Annotated in this window: 17 protein-coding genes; 12 read left to right on the plus strand and 5 right to left on the minus strand. The window is 59.7% G+C overall.

Going from position 1 to position 21,700, the window contains the following annotated elements; genetic code table 11:
- The first annotated feature begins 92 nt into the window (after positions 1–92).
- Positions 93–1,196 carry a transketolase-like TK C-terminal-containing protein gene (locus MME58_RS07890; protein ID WP_054984621.1) on the plus strand — a complete coding sequence of 368 codons (1,104 nt, stop codon included), beginning with the start codon at positions 93–95 and terminating at the stop codon, positions 1,194–1,196.
- A 2-nt stretch (positions 1,197–1,198) separates the two neighbouring features.
- On the opposite strand, the gene MME58_RS07895 is transcribed toward MME58_RS07890, so the two are convergent.
- On the minus strand, positions 1,199–1,651 hold the full coding sequence (locus MME58_RS07895; protein ID WP_054984622.1) for a MarR family winged helix-turn-helix transcriptional regulator: 453 nt from the start codon (positions 1,649–1,651) through the stop codon (positions 1,199–1,201).
- Positions 1,652–1,795: 144 nt separating this feature from the next.
- On the opposite strand from MME58_RS07895, the gene aceE reads away from it, so the two are divergent.
- On the plus strand, positions 1,796–4,465 hold the full coding sequence (gene aceE, locus MME58_RS07900; RefSeq protein WP_055007228.1) for a pyruvate dehydrogenase (acetyl-transferring), homodimeric type: 2,670 nt from the start codon (positions 1,796–1,798) through the stop codon (positions 4,463–4,465).
- Between the two features lie 122 nt (positions 4,466–4,587).
- Here aceE and MME58_RS07905 read toward each other — a convergent pair whose 3' ends face one another.
- The 3 genes from MME58_RS07905 to MME58_RS07915 all read right to left on the minus strand — a co-directional run bounded on the left by MME58_RS07905 (position 4,588) and on the right by MME58_RS07915 (position 8,578).
- Entirely contained in the window at positions 4,588–5,442 is an 855-nt protein-coding gene (locus MME58_RS07905; protein ID WP_054984624.1) for a pirin family protein, read from the minus strand.
- A gap of 200 nt (positions 5,443–5,642) precedes the next feature.
- Positions 5,643–6,053 (minus strand): PA2817 family protein, encoded by a 411-nt coding sequence (locus MME58_RS07910; protein ID WP_054984625.1) that lies wholly within the window; start codon positions 6,051–6,053, stop codon positions 5,643–5,645.
- 77 nt (positions 6,054–6,130) lie between these two features.
- Positions 6,131–8,578, minus strand: a complete 2,448-nt coding sequence (locus tag MME58_RS07915; RefSeq protein ID WP_055007229.1) for an acyl-CoA dehydrogenase — start codon at positions 8,576–8,578, stop codon at positions 6,131–6,133.
- Between the two features lie 162 nt (positions 8,579–8,740).
- On the opposite strand from MME58_RS07915, the gene MME58_RS07920 reads away from it, so the two are divergent.
- From MME58_RS07920 to murB, 10 genes are all read left to right on the plus strand, one after another.
- Positions 8,741–9,364, plus strand: coding sequence for a glutathione S-transferase (locus MME58_RS07920; protein ID WP_054984627.1), 624 nt, complete (start codon positions 8,741–8,743; stop codon positions 9,362–9,364).
- Positions 9,365–9,548: 184 nt separating this feature from the next.
- Positions 9,549–10,481, plus strand: coding sequence for an ABC transporter ATP-binding protein (locus tag MME58_RS07925; protein WP_054984628.1), 933 nt, complete (start codon positions 9,549–9,551; stop codon positions 10,479–10,481).
- Positions 10,478–11,266 (plus strand): ABC transporter permease, encoded by a 789-nt coding sequence (locus MME58_RS07930; RefSeq protein ID WP_054984629.1) that lies wholly within the window; start codon positions 10,478–10,480, stop codon positions 11,264–11,266. The genes MME58_RS07925 and MME58_RS07930 overlap by 4 nt, the downstream gene beginning before the upstream one ends.
- 137 nt (positions 11,267–11,403) lie before the next feature.
- Entirely contained in the window at positions 11,404–13,620 is a 2,217-nt protein-coding gene (locus MME58_RS07935; protein ID WP_055007230.1) for a DNA internalization-related competence protein ComEC/Rec2, read from the plus strand.
- Positions 13,621–13,662: 42 nt separating this feature from the next.
- Entirely contained in the window at positions 13,663–14,379 is a 717-nt protein-coding gene (locus MME58_RS07940; protein WP_054984631.1) for a MotA/TolQ/ExbB proton channel family protein, read from the plus strand.
- Positions 14,376–14,807 (plus strand): ExbD/TolR family protein, encoded by a 432-nt coding sequence (locus MME58_RS07945; protein WP_002552677.1) that lies wholly within the window; start codon positions 14,376–14,378, stop codon positions 14,805–14,807. The genes MME58_RS07940 and MME58_RS07945 overlap by 4 nt, the downstream gene beginning before the upstream one ends.
- Positions 14,807–15,802 carry a tetraacyldisaccharide 4'-kinase gene (lpxK, locus tag MME58_RS07950; protein WP_054984632.1) on the plus strand — a complete coding sequence of 332 codons (996 nt, stop codon included), beginning with the start codon at positions 14,807–14,809 and terminating at the stop codon, positions 15,800–15,802. The genes MME58_RS07945 and lpxK overlap by 1 nt, the downstream gene beginning before the upstream one ends.
- A 17-nt stretch (positions 15,803–15,819) precedes the next feature.
- On the plus strand, positions 15,820–16,005 hold the full coding sequence (locus MME58_RS07955) for a Trm112 family protein (RefSeq protein ID WP_054984633.1): 186 nt from the start codon (positions 15,820–15,822) through the stop codon (positions 16,003–16,005).
- The gene (kdsB, locus tag MME58_RS07960; RefSeq protein ID WP_054984634.1) at positions 16,002–16,766 is read left to right on the plus strand and encodes a 3-deoxy-manno-octulosonate cytidylyltransferase; all 765 of its coding nucleotides are present in this window, start codon (positions 16,002–16,004) and stop codon (positions 16,764–16,766) included. Before MME58_RS07955 ends, kdsB begins: the two co-directional genes overlap by 4 nt.
- 34 nt (positions 16,767–16,800) lie before the next feature.
- Positions 16,801–17,820 carry a UDP-N-acetylmuramate dehydrogenase gene (murB, locus tag MME58_RS07965; protein ID WP_055007231.1) on the plus strand — a complete coding sequence of 340 codons (1,020 nt, stop codon included), beginning with the start codon at positions 16,801–16,803 and terminating at the stop codon, positions 17,818–17,820.
- A 90-nt stretch (positions 17,821–17,910) separates the two neighbouring features.
- Here the strand turns inward: murB and rne are convergent, their stop codons facing one another.
- Positions 17,911–21,207 carry a ribonuclease E gene (gene rne / locus MME58_RS07970; RefSeq protein WP_443096884.1) on the minus strand — a complete coding sequence of 1,099 codons (3,297 nt, stop codon included), beginning with the start codon at positions 21,205–21,207 and terminating at the stop codon, positions 17,911–17,913.
- Positions 21,208–21,700: the final 493 nt, after the last annotated feature.

The raw sequence follows: 21,700 nt of genomic DNA on the forward strand, positions 1-21,700 counted from the left end.
TGCGCCGCAACAAGGCAGTGTTGTTGCGATTGCAATCATATTCTTCGTTCCATTAAGGTGCAAGGACGCTTGTCCGACAGCAAGGAGTAGTGATGAACAGCGCAGAGGGTCACCAGTTGGCGCCGCAAACCCGGGTTGCAGCGCTGGCGTGCATGGAAAAGATTCAGGCGGTTGCGGGGCTTGCGCTGCGCGGGTGCTGCTCACCCTTGTTTGCGATGGCCGATATCGTCGAGCGTCTGACCAGAGACCCTTATACATCACGGCGGATAGCCGTAATACGAGCCAGCAGGCACATGTCCTGTGCACAGGAGGGCATGCTCGCCAGCGCCTGGCCTTTGAGATTTGCAGCGCAGGCTGGCAGGGTCGAGTTGCCTCTGATCTACATGATCAGCAGCGAAACCTCGGCCGAACTGAGCGCGCTCGCGTCAGAGTCGTCCCAGCGCGGAATTTTCTGTAACGACATCGAAACGCTGCCGTCTCGCTGGCCCAAAGGGGCTCATCCGTGGCTGCCGTTATGGCTGCTTTCAAATCACAAGTGCCACCCTTACGACCCGGCGGATGCCGCGGAAGCGCGGGCCATCACGCTATACGCCCTGCACAGTCTGTATGTCGAAGGCCGCGCCGGTTTCTATTACATGGCGTTGCATGACGAATTCAATGATGAGGTCAGTGCGTTGAGCGAGACGCAGGCTGCGGCTGCCGTCAAAGGCATGTATCGGATTGGCGATGCCGTTTCCGGTCATGAGGGCCGTCGCGTACGCCTGTTGGGTGCAGGGCTGGCGCTGCGCTCGGTACGCCAGGCTGCCAGCCTGCTCAAGGAGCACTGGGATGTCGATTGTGAAATCTGGAGTTGCCCCAGCTATACCCGGCTGGCGCGCGATGCCGACTCGGCCCGACGCTGGAATCGTTTCCATCCTGCACAGATCGGACGGTCCTGGCACCTGCGTGACTGCCTGGGCGAAGGACAGGATGCCGTGGTCGCTGTTACCGGTTATCCGCAAGCTGTGGTCGAACAGTTGCGTGAACATGTTCCCGGACGGTTCGTTGCAGTGGGAGCCGACTCTGCCGCGCCGCAAGGTACGTCTGCAACCCAGGCAGAGTGGATCGTTGTTCAGGCCTTGACCGCGCTTGCGGAGGGTGGACAACTGGGCTACGAGCCGCTGAAACTCGCCCTGCAACGCTATCGGCTGGTCTGATGTCAGCCCTTGCCGCCGCTTTGCCGGGCTGCGAGCGCAGCACGCTCGAGTGCGTCAGCGAACAGGTGTCGTTGCGCGTCGTCGAATTGCGTCAGAAACAGCTCGTCGACTGCCTTTTCGTAGATCTGCCACATCTGTTTACGCAGTGCCCGGCCCTTGTCGGTGATCGCTGCCACAGCGCCTCGACCATCGCTGTCCGACCTGTGGCGCTCCACCAGTCCTTCGCTTTCAAGACGGTCGATGAGGCGGGTCAGGTTGTAGCGTTCGATGGCCATGACATCGGCCAGTTCATGCATCCGGCGCATGCCCCGAGGGCCGCTTTCCACACCCCAGAGTGCGTCATACCACGCATAGGGAGGCAGCTTGGCGGCCGCTAGGCGTCGCTCGATTTCGCGAATCAGACAGCGGTGCGCCCTGACGAATCTGAACCACGTATCCGGTTCGGCTGACGGCATGAGTCACCTTTGTCTGAAATTCTTGAGGGTTGCAATAGTAACCGAGCGCGGGATAAATTCCGGCATGTGATTGCAATTGCAATAATATTTTTCAGGGCAGACGCCTGTTCGGCGTCCAATGCCGCATCACAGTAGGAGACGACGATGGCACAGCAACCCCGGTTTCTTGACGAGGATCCGCAAGAAACCCGCGAATGGCTCGAATCGATTGAGTCGGTACTCAACAGTGAAGGGCGCCCGCGCGCGCACTACCTGATCGATCAGTTGCTGGACTTCGATGTCGCTCAACATGGCGATTTCTATGGTCGGGTCACAACGCCCTACGTCAACACCATTCCCGGCGACCGTCAGCAGCCTTATCCGGGTGACCTCCAGGTCGAGAAGCGTATCAACGCGTTCATCCGCTGGAACGCACTGGTGATGGTCCTGCGTGCCGGCAAGCATTCCGGAGTAGGTGGTCATATTGCATCCTATGCCTCAGCCGCCGTGCTCTATGATGTGGGGTTCGACCATTTCTTCCGGGGACGTACCGAGCAGTTTGCCGGCGACCTGGTCTACATTCAGGGCCATTCATCGCCGGGCATTTACGGCAGAGCGTATCTGGAAGGTCGCCTGAGCGAAGAGCAGTTGGACAACTTCCGTCGCGAAACCGACCGTGACGGCATCTCTTCCTATCCACACCCGCGCCTGATGCCGGATTTCTGGCAATTTCCTACGGTTTCGATGGGGCTGGGGCCGATCACTGCGGCGTATCAGGCGCGCTTCATGCGCTATCTGGAGAATCGCGGGCTCAAGGAGCATCAGGGGCGCAAGGTCTGGGCTTTCCTCGGCGATGGCGAGATGGATCAGCCCGAGTCCCAGGCGGCCATTGCGCTGGCCGGGCGTGAAAAACTCGACAACATCATTTTTGTGGTCAATTGCAACCTGCAGCGTCTTGACGGCCCGGTGCGCGGTAACAGCAAGGTCATTCAGGAGTTCGAAAGCCTGTATCGCGCCGCTGGCTGGAACGTGATCAAGGTGATCTGGGGCAGTGGCTGGGATGCGTTGCTGGAGAAGGACAAGAGCGGGCTGCTGCGTCAGCGCATGATGGAATGCGTGGACGGCGAGTACCAGAATTACAAGTCCCAGAACGGCGCTTACGTGCGTGAACACTTCTTCGGCAAGTACCCGGAGTTGCTGGAACTGGTCAGTGACATGAGCGATGACGATATCTGGAAGCTGTCGCGTGGTGGGCACGATCCGGAAAAAGTCTACAACGCTTACGCTGCCGCAATGCGCCACAAGGGCGGGCCGACCGTGATCCTGGCCAAGACCGTCAAAGGCTTCGGCATGGGCGAGGCAGGCGAAGGGCAGAACATCAATCATCAATTGAAAAAGCTCGGTGCCGAGGCGATCAAGGCCTTCCGCGACCGGTTCGCTCTGGATATCACTGACGACCAGTTGGGCGACATGCCTTATCTGAAACCCGCCGAGGGCAGTACCGAAGCGCTGTATCTCAAGGCCCGCCGTGCTCAATTGGGCGGCTATATTCCGGCGCGTTTCAGTGACGCAGCCACCCTGCAGATACCGCCGCTCTCGGTGCTGGATACCCAGCTGAAAAACACCGGTGATCGCGGCATATCGACGACCATGGCCTTTGTGCGCATCCTCTCGACCCTGCTCAAGGATCCGAACATCGGCAAACTGATTGTGCCGATCGTGCCGGACGAGTCCCGAACCTTTGGTATGGAGAACCTGTTCCGTCAGATCGGTATTCATTCCCACGTCGGTCAGTTGTACACGCCACAGGATGCAGGGCAACTGAGTTACTACAAGGAAAGCACCGACGGGCAGATCATGCAGGAAGGGCTGAATGAATCCGGTGCCATTTCTTCATGGATCGCGGCCAGTACGTCCTACGCCAACCACGGCGTGATGACCGTGCCGTTCTATATCTTCTATTCGATGTTTGGCTTCCAGCGAGTGGGGGATCTTGCCTGGGCGGCAGGGGATGCAAGGGCCAGAGGTTTTCTGCTGGGAGCCACATCGGGCCGGACCACGCTGATGGGCGAGGGCCTGCAGCATGACGACGGGCACAGCCATGTGATGTCGTCGACGATACCGTGCTGTGTGTCTTACGATCCGACGTTTGCCTTTGAGCTGGCGGTTATCATTCAGGACGGCATGCGGCGCATGTTTGCCGAAAATGAAGACATCTACTATTACATCACCTTGCTCAACGAGAACTACCCGCACCCCGATCTGCCCCAGGGGGCCGAGTCCGGCATTATCAAGGGGATGTACCCGTTGCAGGCCAGTGCATCGATCAATACCGGCAAGCATGTGCAATTGATGGGCTGCGGGTCGATCCTTCTGGAAGTCATCGCGGCCGCCAGATTGCTGGAGGACGATTTTGGTGTAAGCAGCGAAATCTGGAGTGTCACCAGCCTTACCGAGCTGCGCCGTGAAGGCCAGGACGTCGAGCGCTGGAATCTGCTGAATCCCGAGCAGGAGCCGCGCCAGAGTTATGTGGAAAGCTGTCTGGCCGACAGGGAAGGGCCAGTTGTCGTAGCGACGGATTACATGAAGATCTTCGCCGACCAGATCCGCCCGTTTGTCCCCATGCGTCGTTTTGTGGCGCTGGGTACGGATGGCTTTGGTCAGTCCGATACGCGCGAGTCGCTTCGCCATTTCTTCGAGGTAGACCGCTACTTCGTGGCTGTGGCGGCACTCAAGGCGCTGGCCGATGACGGCAAGATCGAGCGCAAGGTCGTGGCGAGTGCCATCGAGCGTTACAAGATCAATCCTGAAAAGCAGAATCCGGTGCTGGTCTGAGTCCGGTAGGTATCCGTCACGCAGGTGTCGTCTGACAGGCAACTTCGTAAGCAATGCGGTGCTGCGCATTGCTCACGATGGTCCAGTCAGGCAAGCGGAAAATCTGACGGCCTGAATCGACCCTAGGCCGTCAGACGATCTTCCCGAAAATCACGCAATGCCTGATCGATCTCTTCACGGGTGTTCATCACGAACGGTCCGTACTGCACGATTGGCTCGCGCAAAGGCTTGCCGGCAATCAACAAGACCCGCGCGCCCTGAGCGCTGCTGATCTGCAAATCACCTGTGTTAGACAGGCGCGCAAGATGGCGTTTGCCCACTGGGTGTTCGCTGCCTTCCAGTTTGATACTGCCCTCGTATACGTACAGCAACGCAAGATGCCCTTCAGGCAAGAGCGGGCTGATACGACTGCCAGCGGGCATGTCGAAATCAAAGTACAGGGGCTCGGTGTCCGGGCGTTGTACCGCACCGGCCTGTCGAACCTGACCATCGTCGAAATGCCCGGCCAGTACCACCACTCGCACACCGGTTTCGGTGGTCAGGTGAGGAACGTTTTCCGGCTGGATATCCTGATAGCTGGAATCGCTCAGCTTGTTCTTGCCTGGCAGGTTCAGCCATAGCTGAAAACCTCGCATGGTGCCTTCTTCCTGTTCAGGCATCTCGCTGTGAATGATCCCGCGCGCTGCGGTCATCCACTGTACACCGCCGCCCTGCAACAGGCCGACATTACCCATGTGGTCTTCGTGACGCATGCGACCTTCAAGCATGTAGGTCACTGTTTCGAAGCCACGGTGCGGATGGGGCGGGAAGCCTGCGATGTAATCATCGGGCACATCTGACCCGAACTCGTCCAGCATCAGGAAAGGATCGAATTGCTCTACGCCGCGACCGCCGAAAACGCGCGTCAGTTTGACACCCGCGCCGTCAGAGGCAGGTTGACCTGCCTGAATCGACAGGACTTTGCGAAATTGAGTCATGAAAGGTGAACACTCCTTATCAGGTAGCCTTATCAGATGATAGGGAGTGCCATGGTATGCCGGGCTGTTCGATAAACTGATTCGAATCCCGGAACGGAATGATCGTATTTATCGATATGTCACGGTTTTTAGCGGATGGGCAAAGGTGAAGAGGCAAGCCGCCCGAATGTCTTCAAGGCAGGCTTCAATACATCGAGTGATCAGTGCTTGCTGCCCTGCGTCGACATGGCCAGTAGCTGCTTCTCCTGATTCCAGTCGAATGGTTCATCATTCTGCTCGGCCTCGTAGCGGCGCTCTTCAAGCGCCTGATATAGCTCGATTTCATCGTCCGGCATGAAATGCAGGCAGTCACCGGCAAAAAACCACAGCAGATCGCGAGGCACCAGATGAGCGATTTGCGGGTAGCGCTGGATGACCTGACACAGAATGTCCTGTCCCAGATACTGGCTTTCTATAGGGTCCTGGGGCAGTTGCTCGACCAGTTCGTCGAAGCGCTCCATGAACAGCGTGTGGCTTTCTTCCGGAACCTGCTCGGCCTCGCCCAGCGCGACCAGGATGCTGCGCAGGTGTGCCAGCAGGCCAAGTTGGTGATCGAGAGTGGCGTCGGCCATCGGGTAATCCTCAAATACAAAAAACAGGCGCGAGAGTATAAAGCTCTACGCGCCTGCTGTGTGGGGTGACCTGATGGTCAGCGGATTTTGCCTGCTGCCAGGGTCAGCTCTTCCTTGTCGAAATCGTCTACGTCGATCACTTTGCGGCGAGCTGCTTCGGCTGTGCGCAGCGTCTGCGCCTCGTCTGCCTGCAACACTCCGAGGCGCAACGCAGCGTCTATTGCGTGCTCCCCTGCGTTCGGTTTGATCTGACCACTTTTGAGCGCCACTTGCAGCTTCTTGTGCAGCGGATAAGCAGCGCTCAGCAAGTCGACAGCATGTTGCAGTGCGCCAACCGCATCTTCTGCCGACTGCGGGCGATAACAACCTGCCAGCAACTCTTCCAGCGTCGGATCGCCCTTGGCGCGGCCCAGTACCTGTGCCACTTCGGCGTCCAGCTTGTCCGAAGGGCCCTTATGGCGACGACCGAACGGAAATACCACAGCGCGCAACAGTCCACCCAGCACCCGGTTGGGGAAATTGCTCAGGATTTCGTCCATTGCGCGCTCGGAATGCCCAAGGCTTTCTTCCATGGCCCAGCGAAACAGCGGGCTCATGTGGTCGGGGGAACCCAGGTCGTGATAGCGCTTGAGTGCCGCCGAGGCCAGGTACATATGGCTGAGCACATCACCCAGGCGGGCCGACAGGCGTTCGCGGCGTTTCAGCTCGCCACCCAGCAGCATCATGCTCAAGTCTGCGAGCATTGCGAACGCGGCTGCCTGCCGGTTCAGCGCGCGGAAATAGCCTTGGCTCAGGCTGTTGCCCGGTGCTCTTTCGAAATGCCCAAAGCCCAGATTGAGGATCAGCGTGCTGGCGGCGTTGCTCACCGCAAAACCTATGTGCTTGAGCAGCAGCGCGTCAAACTCGACCAGCGCCTGCTGTTTGTCTTCACGTCCGGCCAGGGCCATTTCCTTGAGTACGAACGGATGGCAACGAATCGCACCCTGGCCGAAGATCATCAGATTGCGCGAAAGGATATTGGCCCCCTCGACGGTGATGAAGATCGGCGCGCCTTGCCAGTTGCGACCCAGGTAATTATTCGGGCCCATGATGATGCCCTTGCCGCCGTGCACGTCCATGGCGTGACCGATACACTCGCGGCCACGTTCGGTCAGGTGATACTTGAGGATCGCTGAGAGCACCGAGGGCTTCTCGCCCAGATCGACCGCATTGGCGGTCAGCATGCGTGCGCTGTCCATCAGCCAGGCGTTGCCGCCGATGCGGGCCAGCGCTTCCTGAATGCCTTCGAACGCCGACAGCGGCACGTTGAACTGCTCACGTACCTTTGCATACTGGCCGGTAACCAGGCTGGTGTACTTGGCGGCCCCTGTGCCGACTGCAGGCAACGAAATGGAACGACCTACCGACAGGCAGTTCATCAGCATCATCCAGCCTTTGCCGAGCATCGGCTGCCCGCCGATCAGGTAGCTCAACGGGACAAAGACATCCTTGCCCGAGTTGGGGCCGTTCATGAACGCTGCGCCCAGTGGCAGGTGGCGACGACCGATCTCGACACCGGGTGTGTCAGTCGGAATCAAGGCCAGGCTGATGCCCAAGTCTTCTTCTTCGCCGAGCAGGTGCTCAGGGTCATAAGCCTTGAAAGCCAGGCCGAGCAGGGTGGCTACCGGGCCAAGGGTGATATAGCGCTTTTCCCAGGTCAGGCGCAGGCCGATGACTTCCTCGCCCTGCCACTGACCCTTGCAGATGATTCCGGTGTCAGGCATCGCGCCTGCATCGGAGCCTGCCAACGGGCCGGTCAGCGCAAAGCAGGGGATGTCTTCACCGCGCGCCAGACGTGGCAGGTAATGATTGCGTTGCTCTTCGGTGCCGTAGTGCAGTAGCAATTCGGCAGGACCGAGAGAATTGGGCACCATCACGGTGGACGCCAAGTCACCGCTGCGGGTGGCCAGCTTCATTGCCACCTGAGAGTGGGCATAAGCGGAAAAGCCTTTGCCACCGAATTCTTTCGGAATGATCAGGGCGAAGAATCCGTGCTCTTTCATGTGCACCCAAGCTTCGGCCGGCAGGTCCATTGCCTGACCGATCTCCCAGTCGCTGACCATTGCGCAGAGTTCTTCTGCTGGCCCGTCTATAAAAGCCTGCTCCTCTTCGGTCAGCTGGACTTTTGGATAGGCCAGCAGCTTGTCCCAGTCCGGGCGACCGCTGAATAGCTCGCCATCCCACCAGACCGTACCGGCATCGATCGCGTCGCGCTCGGTTTCCGACATGGGCGGCAGAACTTTCTGAAACCAGCTGAACATGGGCGCAGTGAAATGCTTGCGGCGCAGGTCGGGCAGCACAATAGGGACGAACACGGCCAGCCAGAGCACCCAGAACACCGTCAGCAGCCATCCTGGCGCGTGACTGAAAATGCCCATGGCCAGCAGGTAGGCCGCTACCACGCCAAGCGCCGGGAGCGGGGCGGTACGCCGATGAGCCAGCCAGGCAATGCCGACGACCAGCACTACAATCCACAACAACAGCATAAGAATTCCTCCGTGATGACAGCCGCCGTGGCAGCGATCAAGAACTGGTCGCCGGGCAGTGGTGAGGCGACATCGATAGTGACCCCCGGTTGACGAGGAAGTTGCCGCAGGTTCGGAGTAGACTGCCAGCGATTATTTTTCAGCCACTGCGAGGGGAACGCAATGCTCAAGATCTGGGGGCGAAAGAATTCCAGCAATGTACGCAAGGCACTCTGGATTGCCGAAGAAGCAGGCGTGCGCTACGAGACGCAGGACGCGGGTGGTGCATTCGGTCTGGTCAATGAAGCAGCCTACCGCGCGAAAAACCCCAATGGCCGTATTCCGATGATTGAAGACGGCGATTTCGTGCTCTGGGAATCGAACGCAATCGTACGCTACCTGGCTGCCCGTCACGCCCCGGATTCTGACTTGTACCCCGCTGACCTCCAGGCACGCGCCAGCGCGGACAAGTGGATGGACTGGACTACTTCGACCATTGCCGCCCCGTTCAGCACGGTATTCTGGGGTGTGGTGCGCACCCCGCCTGAAAAACAGGACTGGCCTGCCATCGAGCAGGGCATCAAGACGCTGCACAGCCTGTTGCTGGTCGCTGATGAGGCGTTGTCCCGGCAACCTTATCTGTCCGGGGAAGCTTTTGGCATGGGCGACATTCCGCTGGGGTGCTTCGCCTATGGCTGGTTCGAAATGCCGATTGAACGTCCGCCGCTGCCCCACCTCCAAGCCTGGTATGAACGCCTCAAGATGCGGCCGGCTTATCGCAAGGCCGTCATGACGCCATTGACCTGAGTGCATCATTTGCACGTGTAACAAGGGTTGATCGGACGCATGTCCGGCTTTCGATATTTACTATTAACAGATGTGTCTGTACTTGAACGACCCGGCCAAGCACCATTGCGAGGCTGGGCGTTCACGACAGACCGTTGTTACCGGCCAGTTTCATTCCTATTTCCTGATGAGTACTCTTTCCGATATGTCTTCAGCTCTGTCCATTCGGCAGCTAACCAAAACCTACGGCAACGGTTTCCAGGCCCTGAGTGGCATTGATCTGGACGTAGCCGAAGGTGATTTCTTCGCTTTGCTGGGCCCTAATGGCGCAGGCAAATCCACCACCATCGGTATCATCTCCACGCTGGTCAACAAGACCAGCGGGACAGTGAATATTTTCGGTCACGACCTGGACCGCGAGCCCGCCGCGCTCAAACGTTCCATTGGCGTGGTGCCGCAGGAATTCAACTTCAACCAGTTCGAAAAAACCTTCGACATCGTTGTGACTCAGGCCGGCTACTACGGCATTCCGGCCAAAATTGCCAAGGAGCGCGCCGAGCAGTACCTGACTCAACTGGGGCTCTGGGACAAGCGTGACGTTCCGTCCCGTTCGTTGTCCGGTGGTATGAAGCGGCGTCTGATGATTGCTCGTGCGTTGATTCACGAGCCGCGCCTGTTGATCCTCGACGAGCCTACCGCTGGTGTGGACATCGAGTTGCGCCGTTCGATGTGGACGTTCCTGACCGAGCTGAACAAGAAGGGCATCACCATCATCCTCACCACTCACTATCTGGAAGAGGCTGAGCAGCTGTGCCGCAACATCGGCATCATCGATCACGGTGTGATCGTGCAGAACACCGGCATGAAGCAGTTGCTCAGCACCTTGACCGTCGAAACCTTCGTGCTCGATCTCAAGGCGTCATGGCAGACCGCGCCACAACTGCCGGGTTTCCCCAGCCGGTTGCTCGACAGCCACACCCTCGAAGTTCAGGTCGACAAGAACGTCGGTATCACTGCGCTGTTCAGTCAACTCGCTTTTCAGAACATCGAAGTCTTGAGCCTGCGTAATAAATCCAATCGCCTTGAGGAGTTGTTTGTGTCCCTGGTGGAAAAAAACCTCGCGAAGGTGGCGCTATGACAGTGCATAACGGCGAATTGCGCCCGAACCTGGTCGCGCTGAAAACCATTGTCTATCGCGAAGTCCACCGCTTCATGAGGATCTGGCCGCAGACCCTGCTGCCGCCGGCCATCACGATGGTTCTGTACTTTGTGATCTTCGGTAACCTGATCGGTCGACAGATCGGCGACATGGGCGGCTTTACCTACATGCAGTACATCGTGCCGGGGCTGATCATGATGTCGGTGATCACCAACTCTTACGGCAACGTGGTCTCGAGCTTCTTCGGTGCCAAATTTCAGCATTCCATCGAAGAATTGATGGTCTCGCCGGTCTCACCGCACACCATTCTCGTCGGCTACACCCTGGGCGGCGTGTTACGGGGCCTGATGGTCGGTTTCATCGTCACCCTGCTGTCGATGTTTTTCACCGACCTGCAGGTACACCACCTGGGAGTTACCATCCTCGTGGTCGTGTTGACCGCAACGATCTTCTCGCTGCTGGGTTTCATCAACGCGGTGTTCGCCCGTAACTTCGACGATATCTCGATCATCCCGACGTTCGTCCTGACCCCGCTCACCTACCTGGGTGGCGTGTTCTATTCGATCAACCTGCTGCCGCCGTTCTGGCAGACCGTATCGCTGGCCAACCCGGTCCTGCACATGGTCAACGCCTTCCGCTATGGCATTCTGGGCGTCTCCGACATCAAGATCAGCATCGCTCTGGCGTTCATGATCGTGGCAACCTTTGTGCTTTATATCGGCTGCGCAAGGCTGCTGGTAAGCGGCCGCGGTATGCGTCAGTAACACACTGGTTTTCGACCCGTCAGGCTGGCGGGTCGGCTGCCTGTCAGAACAGATTTTTCAGATTCAGCAACACACCATCGCTTTCGACATTTCGGCAGTGCGTCGATCCTTGAGGCTTTCAGCTTCAAGGAGTCACCATGCGCACAGGGATGATCGCGCTCGCGCTGGGGCTTCTTGCCCTGCGTTTTCTACCGGCCTTGCCGCCCACCTGGCTATTGCTGCTGATGCCGATACTGGCATTGATGCTGTTGCCGTTTCGGAGCTATCCGCTGGCCTTCTTCCTGCTCGGATTCACATGGGCATGCGTGTCGGCGCAATGGGCGTTGAATGATCGTCTGGCGCATCGTCTGGATGGTCAGACGCTGTGGCTGCAGGGCAAGGTGGTCGGTTTGCCCAGTGTCGCCGAAGGTGTGGTGCGTTTCGAACTGCAAGGGGCCAGATCGCGGCGAGCGACGTTGCCTGCGCGAATCCGTGTGGCATGGTATGGCGGTCCGCAGGTCAGCAGCGGGGAACGCTGGCGCCTGGCGGTCAAGCTCAAGCGGCCGGGTGGACTGGTCAATCCCGATGCCTTCGATTACGAGGCGTGGCTGTTGGCCCAGCGCATCGGGGCGACTGGCACGGTGGTGGATGGCCAACGGCTGGCGCCTGCGCGTGGGGCCTGGCGCGACGCTATTCGTCAGCGTTTGCTGGCGGTCGATGCGCAGGGTCGGGAGGGCGGTCTGGCGGCGCTGGTGCTGGGCGATGGCTCCGGGCTGACAAGCGCCGACTGGCAGGTGTTGCAGGACACCGGCACCGTGCACCTGCTGGTAATCTCCGGTCAGCACATCGGGCTGCTGGCCGGCGTGGTCTATGCGCTGGTCGCAGCTCTCGCACGCTGGGGACTGTGGCCACGGGGCTTGCCCTGGCTGCCCTGGGCCTGTGTGCTGGCGTTCAGCGCGGCATTGGGCTACGGACTGCTGGCCGGTTTCGAGGTGCCGGTGCGACGTGCCTGTGTGATGGTCGCGATGGTGCTGCTGTGGCGTTTGCGTTTTCGCCATCTGGGCGTGGTCTGGCCTTTGCTGCTGTCATTCAACACGGTGCTGGTCTTCGAGCCACTGGTGACGCTGCAGCCGGGTTTCTGGCTGTCTTTTGCGGCGGTTGCCATTCTGGTGCTGATTTTCAGTGGCCGCCTCGGGACCTGGAGCCTGTGGCAAAGCTGGACACGTGCGCAGTGGTTGATCGCGATTGGTTTGCTGCCGCTTCTGCTGGCGCTGAACCTGCCGGTCAGTCTCAGTGGCCCGTTGGCCAATTTGCTTGCGGTGCCGTGGGTCAGCGTGATCGTCCTGCCGCCCGCGTTGATCGGAACCCTGTTGCTGCCTGTTCCTGTGGCAGGCGAAGGCTTGCTCTGGCTGGCCGGAGGCGCGCTGGAGTGGCTGTTCGTATTTCTCGGCCGGGTTGCCGCATTCTTGCCTGCCTGGCTGCCCAGTGCAATGCCGGGTTGGGCGTGGTTGCTGAGTCTGCTCGGAGCTTTGCTTTTACTGCTGCCTAAAGGCGTGCCGATGCGCCCGTTGGGCTGGCCACTGCTGTTGCTGTGCGTTTTTCCGCCGCTCGACTCAGTACCTGCGGGGCAGGTAGAGGTCTTGCAACTGGACGTAGGGCAAGGCCTTGCCATTCTTCTGCGCACTCGTAATCACACACTTTTGTACGATGCCGGTCCGCGTTTTGGCGAGTTCGACATCGGTCAGCGTGTGGTCGTGCCTGCCATGCGCAAGGCCGGTGTCCGTCATCTGGACCTGATGTTGATCAGCCACGCAGACGCCGATCATGCCGGGGGTGCAGTGGCAGTTCATCAGGCATTTCCGGTCGCCCGCGTGCTGGGTGGCGAGCTGGCCAGACTTGCTCCGCAGCTCGATGCCCGGCTGTGTGAGAGTGGCGCACGCTGGACGTGGGATGGCGTGGTGTTCTCCACGTGGCGCTGGGAGCAGGGGCCTGACGGCAATCCGGCGTCCTGTATCCTGAGTGCCGATGCCGGGGGCGAGCGTCTGTTGCTGTCCGGCGATATCGACGTCGACGCTGAGCGGGCGGCAATCGACAGTGGATTCGATCTTCGTGCTCACTGGCTGCAGGCCCCGCATCACGGCAGCCGGACCTCGTCATCCAAAGCGTTTCTGCAGGCCGTTGCACCTATCGGTGTGCTGATTTCCCGTGGCCGCAATAACTCTTTCGGTCACCCGCATCCGTTGGTCATGGCGCGCTATCGATGGTTGGGCATCGCCCATTACGACAGTGCCGAGCTGGGCGCTGTGCGTCTGCAACTGGGTACGTTCGGTGCGCCGCAGGCAGAACGTGCACAACGGCGTTTCTGGCGTGACTGAGCGAATGGATATCGATCTCGGCGTTCGGCACTTGGCGACCCTATGGTAGAGTGGCGCCAATTTTTCGAGGGAGTGATCACTGTGTGGGAACTGGTCAAATCTGGCGGCTGGATGATGCTGCCGATTATTCTGAGCTCCATCGCCGCTGCGGGCATTATCATCGAGCGCCTGTGGACGTTGCGTGCCAGCCGCATCACGCCACCGCATCTGCTTGGACAGGTCTGGCAGTGGATTCAGGAAAAGAAGCTGGACAGCGAAAAGCTCAAGCAACTGCGTGCCGACTCGCCACTGGGTGAAATCCTCGCTGCCGGGCTGGCCAATTCCAGGCATGGTCGCGAGATCATGAAAGAATGCATCGAAGAAGCCGCTGCCCGGGTTATCCATGACCTGGAGCGCTATCTGAGCGCACTGGGTTCGATTGCTGCAATGGCTCCGTTGCTTGGCCTGCTGGGTACCGTGTTGGGCATGATCGATATTTTTGGCTCGTTCAACAGCTCAGGTGCCACTGCCAATGCCGGTGTGCTGGCAGGTGGTATTTCCAAAGCGCTGATCTGTACCGCATCAGGGCTTATCGTGGCGATTCCCGCGATTTTCTTTCATCGCTTTCTGCAAAGCCGCGTCGATGAGCTGGTGGTCGGCATGGAGCAACAGGCCATTCGTCTGGTTGAAGTGGTGCAGGGCGACCGCGATGTCGATCTGATCGACGCCAGGATCGACCTCAAGTCTCTGGCCAGAGCGGGCGGGGGCAAGAAGAAGTGAAATTTCGCCGTCGCAGACCCCGGGAAAACATCGATATCAATCTGGTGTCCTTGATTGATGTGGTGTTCATCCTGCTGCTGTTTTTCATTGTGACGACCACCTTTACCCGTGAAACGCAGCTGCGGGTGGACCTTCCACAGGCCGTCACCGGTACGCCGGAAGTGGACGCCAGTGCAAAGCACCTGGACATTGCGATCAATGCCGACGGGATCTTTTCCCTGAACAATCAGCTGCTGCCCAAGAATGATCTGGCCACGCTGATCGAAGCGCTGCAACGCGAATCGGCTGGCGATACCAGTCTGCCTTTGTCGATCAGTGCCGACGGCAAGACTCCGCACCAATCGGTCATTACGGCCATGGATGCGGCGGGCAAGCTGGGCTTCAGTCATTTGCGCATGACCACTGTCGAGGCCACACCGGCTAACTGATGGCATTTACCGACCGCCTGCTTGATGCCTGGTACAAGGGCCACCCTGCGCTGGCGCTTTTGCGTCCGCTCGAAGCGCTTTACAGGCGTGTGGTAGAGAGCAAGCGTGCACGTTTTCTGGCGGGCGAGGGCAGCATCTACCGGGCTCCGGTGCCGGTCATCGTGGTGGGCAACATCACTGTTGGCGGCACTGGCAAGACGCCATTGATTCTATGGATGATCGAGCACTGTCGTCGTCGTGGCTTGCGCGTCGGTGTAGTCAGTCGCGGTTACGGTGCCAAACCTCCCAGCCTGCCCTGGCGCGTCAGGGCCGGCCAGAGTGCCGGCGAGGCAGGCGACGAGCCTTTACTCATCGTGCAGCGCAGCGGTGTTCCGCTGATGATCGATCCGGATCGCAGTCGTGCGGTGCAGGCCTTGCTCGCTGACGAGCCGCTGGATCTGATTCTGTCCGACGATGGCCTGCAACACTATCGCCTGGCCCGCGATCTGGAGCTGGTACTGATCGATGCTGCCCGTGGCCTGGGTAACCGTCGCTGCCTGCCTGCCGGACCATTGCGTGAGCCGGTCGAACGGCTGAACAGTGTCGACGCCTTGCTTTATAACGGCGCGACGGCTGATCGCGACGATGGGTACGCATTTACGCTCAAGCCGTCGGCGCTGGTCAGCCTGCGCAGTGGTGAACGCCAGCCGGTGGACTATTTCCCGAACGGGCAGGCGTTGCATGCGGTAGCCGGGATCGGCAATCCTCAACGTTTCTTCAATACCCTCGAAGGATTACACTGGCGACCGGTGGCTCACGCCTTCGCCGACCACGCGGTCTACAGTGCCCAGGCGCTGACTTTCACACCGTCCCTGCCCTTGGTCATGACCGAGAAGGATGCAGTGAAATGTCGGGCTTTTGCAGCCGATGACTGGTGGTATCTGGCGGTGGATGCAGTGCCGTCCGACGCTTTTGTCGGCTGGTTCGATGAGCAACTGCTACGTCTTTCTCCATGATTGCTTCAGGATCTCCTATGGACACCAAACTACTCGATATCCTCGCTTGCCCTGTCTGCAAGGGACCATTGAAGCTCAGCGCCGACAAGACCGAGCTGATCAGCAAGGGGGCAGGCTTGGCCTACCCGGTTCGTGACGGCATCCCGGTAATGCTTGAAAGTGAAGCCCGTACCTTGAGCACCGATGAGCGGCTGGACAAATGACAGCAGCGTTTACCGTTGTCATCCCTGCGCGCTACGGCTCCAGTCGCTTCCCCGGCAAGCCACTGAAAACCATTGCCGGCAAGCCCATGGTCCAGCTCGTCTGGGAGCAAGCTTGCAAGAGCAGCGCCGGGCGCGTAGTGATTGCCACCGACGATGCTCGCATTGTCGAAGCCTGTCAGGCTTTCGGTGCCGAAGTGCTGTTGACTCGCCAGGATCACAATTCCGGTACTGACCGTCTGGCCGAGGTGGCTGCGCAATTGGGGCTGGCCGCCGACGCGATTGTCGTCAATGTGCAGGGCGACGAGCCGATGATCCCGCCTGCGGTAATCGATCAGGTGGCGGCCAATCTTGCGGCTCACCCCGAAGCCGGCATGTCTACACTGGCCGAGCCTATCCACGACGTAGCGGCGTTGTTCAACCCGAACATCGTCAAGGTCGCAACGGACATCAACGGCCTGGCACTGACGTTCAGCCGGGCTCCCTTGCCGTGGGCGCGCGATGCGCTGGCCGCAAACAGGGACGAACTGCCTGCTGGCGTGCCTTATCGTCGCCATATCGGTATCTACGCTTATCGTGCGGGCTTCCTTCACGACTTTGTCAGTTGGGGCCCATGCTGGCTGGAAAACACCGAAAGCCTGGAGCAATTGCGAGCGCTGTGGAATGGCGTGCGGATTCACGTTGCCGATGCGCTCGAGGCGCCACCCGGTGGCGTCGATACGCCTGAAGACCTGGAGCGCGTAAGGCGCTTGCTGGAGGGTTAATGCACTTCGTCCAGTGGTTCGGGAAGGCGAGGGTATGACCTTGCAGGTACAGTCCGCGATTTCCCTCAAACCGTACAATACCTTTGGCGTCGACGTTCAGGCCCGATTGTTCGCTGAGGCGCACAGTGATGACGATGTTCGCGAGGCTCTGGCATATTCGGCCGAGCACGACGTACCGCTGCTGGTGATTGGCGGTGGCAGTAACCTGCTGCTCAGTGGTGACGTGCAGTCACTGGTCGTGCGCATGGCCAGCCGCGGCATTCGTATCGTGCATGAGGACTGTCTCGAGTCGATTGTCGAGGCAGAGGCTGGCGAGCCCTGGCATCCGTTTGTGCAGTCCTGCCTGGAACTGGGGCTGGCGGGGCTGGAAAACCTCAGTCTGATTCCAGGCACCGTTGGCGCTGCACCGATGCAGAACATCGGTGCTTATGGCGTCGAGATCAAGGATGTATTCCATGGCCTGACTGCGCTGGATCGTGAAACAGGCGAGTTGCGCGAGTTCTCTCTGCAGGATTGTGCCTTCGGCTATCGCGACAGCGTATTCAAGCATCAGGTCGCGCGCTGGCTGATCTTGCGCGTGCGCTTCAAGCTCAGTCGCGTAGCCACTCTGCACCTTGAATACGGTCCGGTTCGTCAGCGTCTCGACGAGCTAGGTCTCGATAAGCCAACCCCGTTCGATGTCAGCCGTGCGATCTGCGCCATTCGCAGTGAAAAGCTGCCTGACCCAGCGGTGTTGTGCAATGCCGGCAGTTTCTTCAAAAACCCGATTATCCCTGCCGAACTGTACGCTACGATCAAGCAGCAGTACCCAGGCATCGTCGGCTACCCGCAGGACGATGGTCGTGTGAAGCTGGCGGCCGGATGGCTGATCGAGCAGGCTGGCTGGAAGGGGTACCGTGACGGTGATGCCGGGGTGCACAGGCTTCAGTCTCTGGTGCTGGTCAATTACGGGCATGCCAGTGGCTTGCAGCTATTGAACCTGGCGCGCCGCATTCAGACCGACATCACCGAACGTTTTGGTGTGGAGTTGGAAATGGAGCCCAATCTTTACTGAGACTGCAACGTGACCAGAGAGTGATGCTGAATCGCAGATGTAAAAAAGCCCCGCCTGTCTGCACAGGCGGGGCTTTTTCGTGGGCCGGGGTTAAACGAGGGGTTTAGGCTCGTTTTCTTTCTCGGCTTCATGTTGCGGTTTGACTGCTGGTTGCTCAGTTGCCGCTTCTTCGGTCTGCTCCTCGACTGCCGGTGCAGGCTTTGCCGATTCTGCTTCAGCAGCAGGCGTTGCCTCGACGACTGGAGTGCTGGCAGCAGCTTCCTGCTGACGGCGTGCTTCTTCTTCACGCTTGCGGCGACGAACTTCACGAGGATCGTTCGGTGCGCGGCCCGTGCTGCTGACCACTGGTGCAGGCGCTGCTTCTACAAGTGCAGGTGCCTGCTCTTGTGGGGCAGGTGACTGTTCTTCAACGACCGGCTGAGGCGCGACGTAAGGAGCAGGCTCTTCTTTTACCGCTACCGGCTCGACGACATCAGCAGGTGCAGGCGTTGGCAGTTCGGATGATTCAGTGGCTGGCACTTCCTCATGAGCCGCTGCTTCGACCGGCACCTGTGGCTCTGGCGTTGGCTTGAACGGCACTACGCGTTCTGCGTGAGGTGCTTCGAACAGTTCGGACTGCGCAGCAATGGCAGGTGCTTCGACCGCTGCCGGTTGAACTTCAACCTCTGGAGCAGGCTCTGCTACAGGAGCGTCGTCTGCCACAGGGGCTTCAACGGCAGGCGCTTCGACAGTCGGCTCGGCAACAGTCGGTGCTTTTTCGGCAACCGGTGCTTCGGTGGCTGGTGTTTCAGCTACTGGCGTTTCAGTCGTATGTGCTTCGGCAGCAGGTGCCTGATGCACCGGCTCGGCGTCTGCAGTGACTGCATTGCTGTTGGCACGTTCTGCCTGCTGATGCGCATCGGCTTCGGCAGGCGCGCTGATCACGCTGCTTGCAGCCGAGGCGGCTGCGGTGAAGCCCAGACCAGCCGACAGGTCGGTGGCGCTGCTTTCTTCTTCGTTGCCATTCTCTTCGGAGCCTTCGATCACGTTGCCATTGGCATCGCGCTGACGCTCACGACGATTGCTGCGACGACGCTGGCCACGCGAGCGGCGGCGAGGGCGGTCGCCTTCGCTACCGTCGTTGCCTTCCTGGTTCTCGTCGTTGACCTGCTCTTCGTTGTGCAGCACTTCCTCTTCTTCGCTCACGGCGGCTGCGGCCTGTTCGGCACGTGGTTGACGTTCTTCACGAGGCTGGCGTGGCTGGCGCTCTTCGCGTGGAGCACGTTCAGGACGTTCTTCACGGGCAAGGTTCACGGCAGGGGCCGCGTCCAGAGGTTCGCGCAACTCACGGACCGGACGATCTTCGCGTGCTTCACGCGGCTTGCGCTCGCGAGAGGTACGCGCCGGACGCTCTTCGCGTGGTGTCGAGTCTTCGCGGGCTTCACGAGGTTCGCGAGCGGCGCGTTCTTCACGAGGAGCACGTTCCTCGCGAGGTGCGCGCTCTTCACGCGGTGCGCGTTCGGCACGTTCTTCGCGCGGGGCACGTTCTTCACGAGGCTTGCGTTCTTCGTCGCGACGGTTGTTGCGGCCACGGCTCTGCTGGCGACCGTTACGGCGCTCTTCATTACGGGCCGGACGCTGTTCTGCAACAGGTTTTTCAACCACAACCGGGGCGGCGGGCTCTTCCTTGGTCGCGAACAGGCTGACCAGGGATTTCACCAGGCCCTTGAACAGGCTTGGCTCGTGAGCGGCAGGTGCAGGTGTCGGTGCGGGCGCAACGGCTTCTACCGGAACGGGGGCATTGGCACGAGCCGGGGCAGTCTTGACGGCTGCTTCCTGACGAACCAGGGTGCGGGTTGCCGCAGCCAGAGGGGCAATCTCTTCCACTTCGGCAGCCGCCGCAGCGATTTCGTAGCTGGTCTGGCTGCTATGCGCTTCCGGGCTGTCATCACGCAGTCGCTGAACTTCGAAGTGCGGAGTCTCCAGTTGATCGTTCGGCAGGATGATGATGCGCGCACGGGTGCGCAGTTCGATCTTGGTGATCGAGTTGCGTTTCTCGTTGAGCAGGAAAGCCGCAACCGGTATAGGGACCTGGGCGCGCACTTCTGCAGTGCGGTCTTTCAGGGCTTCTTCTTCGATCAGGCGCAGAATGGCCAGAGACAGCGATTCGACATCCCGGATAATGCCAGTGCCGTTGCAGCGAGGGCAAACGATGCCGCTGCTTTCGCCCAGCGATGGGCGCAGGCGCTGACGGGACATCTCCAGCAGGCCGAAGCGCGAGATGCGACCGACCTGGACGCGGGCGCGGTCTGCTTCCAGGCTCTCGCGGACTTTTTCTTCCACGGCGCGCTGGTTCTTGGCTGGCGTCATGTCGATGAAGTCGATGACGATCAGGCCGCCGATATCACGCAGACGCAGTTGACGGGCGATTTCCTCAGCCGCTTCAAGGTTGGTCTGCAAGGCGGTTTCTTCGATGTCGCTGCCTTTGGTAGCGCGCGCCGAGTTGATGTCGATGGACACCAGGGCCTCGGTCGGATCGATGACGATGGAGCCGCCGGAAGGCAGTTCGACCACGCGCTGGAAGGCGGTTTCGATCTGGCTTTCGATCTGGAAGCGGTTGAACAGGGGGACGCTGTCTTCGTACAGTTTGATCTTGCTGGCGTACTGCGGCATCACCTGGCGGATGAAGGTCAGGGCTTCTTCCTGGGCTTCAACGCTGTCGATCAGGACTTCACCGATATCCTGACGCAGGTAGTCACGGATGGCGCGGATGATGACGTTGCTTTCCTGGTAGATCAGGAAAGGAGCCGAGCGGTCCAGGGACGCTTCCTTGATAGCGGTCCACAGTTGCAGCAGGTAATCGAGGTCCCACTGCATTTCTTCGCTGCTGCGGCCCAGGCCGGCAGTGCGAACGATCAGGCCCATGTCGGCTGGAGCGATCAGGCCGTTTAGCGCTTCACGCAGTTCGTTGCGTTCTTCGCCTTCGATACGGCGCGAGATGCCGCCGGCGCGAGGGTTGTTCGGCATCAGGACCAGATAGCGGCCTGCAAGGCTGATAAAGGTGGTCAGGGCGGCACCCTTGTTGCCACGCTCTTCTTTCTCGACCTGAACGATGACTTCCTGGCCTTCGCTCAGGACATCCTTGATGTTGACGCGGCCTTCGGGGGCTTTCTTGAAGTATTCGCGGGAGATTTCCTTGAGGGGCAGAAAGCCGTGGCGCTCAGAGCCGAAATCGACAAAGGCAGCCTCAAGGCTGGGTTCGATGCGAGTGATTCGGCCTTTATAGATGTTGGCCTTCTTCTGCTCGCGTGCACCTGACTCGATGTCCAGGTCGTAGAGGCGCTGGCCGTCTACCAGTGCAACACGCAACTCTTCGGGTTGAGTTGCGTTAATCAGCATTCTTTTCATGTAGTACCGTCGGTTTCCGGGCTGCCGGAAACGGCGTTCGGCACACACGACTTCTCACGGTCGGTGTCAGGGCGCGTCAGGAGTGGTTGGACACTCCAGTGTCTAGCGAGGTCCTCGCCCAGAGGGGGCGGAGGGTCGCGACGACGTTTCCTGCTTGCTGTGGTGGCGTAAGACACCCTTTCAGCAAAAGCTTTGTCAGGAGGAGGAATCGACCATCGGTAGCGGACGAGATGAAGCGTCTAGAACAAGCCTTGTGCTACACAGTCCGATGGTTGTGCGTCTCCACCCTACACGTATCCCTGATAATTCGGGTGCTGCCGCGCGCAGAATCCGCAGCGGGTTGGCATTTACCGCGATCTTCGATAGGGAAGGTCGCGCATCATGGCTTGAGGCGTTGTTCCCGAAGCATTCGCTCGTAGCGTCTGGAAGCGACTGCACTTTGTGAACTGGCCATGAACTGTCCGCACTGGCCGCGAGCTGTCTGCTCTGCTGT

The organism is Pseudomonas syringae pv. tagetis (assembly GCF_022557255.1).
Classification (GTDB): Bacteria; Pseudomonadota; Gammaproteobacteria; order Pseudomonadales; family Pseudomonadaceae; genus Aquipseudomonas; species Aquipseudomonas caricapapayae.

Coding starts and splice junctions, on each gene's coding strand:
- MME58_RS07890 (WP_054984621.1), top strand. CDS start 93: ATGAACAGCGCAGAGGGTCACCAGTTGGCGCCGCAAACCCGGGTTGCA.
- MME58_RS07895 (WP_054984622.1), bottom strand. CDS start 1,651: ATGCCGTCAGCCGAACCGGATACGTGGTTCAGATTCGTCAGGGCGCAC.
- aceE (WP_055007228.1), top strand. CDS start 1,796: ATGGCACAGCAACCCCGGTTTCTTGACGAGGATCCGCAAGAAACCCGC.
- MME58_RS07905 (WP_054984624.1), bottom strand. CDS start 5,442: ATGACTCAATTTCGCAAAGTCCTGTCGATTCAGGCAGGTCAACCTGCC.
- MME58_RS07910 (WP_054984625.1), bottom strand. CDS start 6,053: ATGGCCGACGCCACTCTCGATCACCAACTTGGCCTGCTGGCACACCTG.
- MME58_RS07915 (WP_055007229.1), bottom strand. CDS start 8,578: ATGCTGTTGTTGTGGATTGTAGTGCTGGTCGTCGGCATTGCCTGGCTG.
- MME58_RS07920 (WP_054984627.1), top strand. CDS start 8,741: ATGCTCAAGATCTGGGGGCGAAAGAATTCCAGCAATGTACGCAAGGCA.
- MME58_RS07925 (WP_054984628.1), top strand. CDS start 9,549: ATGTCTTCAGCTCTGTCCATTCGGCAGCTAACCAAAACCTACGGCAAC.
- MME58_RS07930 (WP_054984629.1), top strand. CDS start 10,478: ATGACAGTGCATAACGGCGAATTGCGCCCGAACCTGGTCGCGCTGAAA.
- MME58_RS07935 (WP_055007230.1), top strand. CDS start 11,404: ATGCGCACAGGGATGATCGCGCTCGCGCTGGGGCTTCTTGCCCTGCGT.
- MME58_RS07940 (WP_054984631.1), top strand. CDS start 13,663: ATGGTAGAGTGGCGCCAATTTTTCGAGGGAGTGATCACTGTGTGGGAA.
- lpxK (WP_054984632.1), top strand. CDS start 14,807: ATGGCATTTACCGACCGCCTGCTTGATGCCTGGTACAAGGGCCACCCT.
- MME58_RS07955 (WP_054984633.1), top strand. CDS start 15,820: ATGGACACCAAACTACTCGATATCCTCGCTTGCCCTGTCTGCAAGGGA.
- kdsB (WP_054984634.1), top strand. CDS start 16,002: ATGACAGCAGCGTTTACCGTTGTCATCCCTGCGCGCTACGGCTCCAGT.
- murB (WP_055007231.1), top strand. CDS start 16,801: ATGACCTTGCAGGTACAGTCCGCGATTTCCCTCAAACCGTACAATACC.
- rne (WP_443096884.1), bottom strand. CDS start 21,207: ATGAAAAGAATGCTGATTAACGCAACTCAACCCGAAGAGTTGCGTGTT.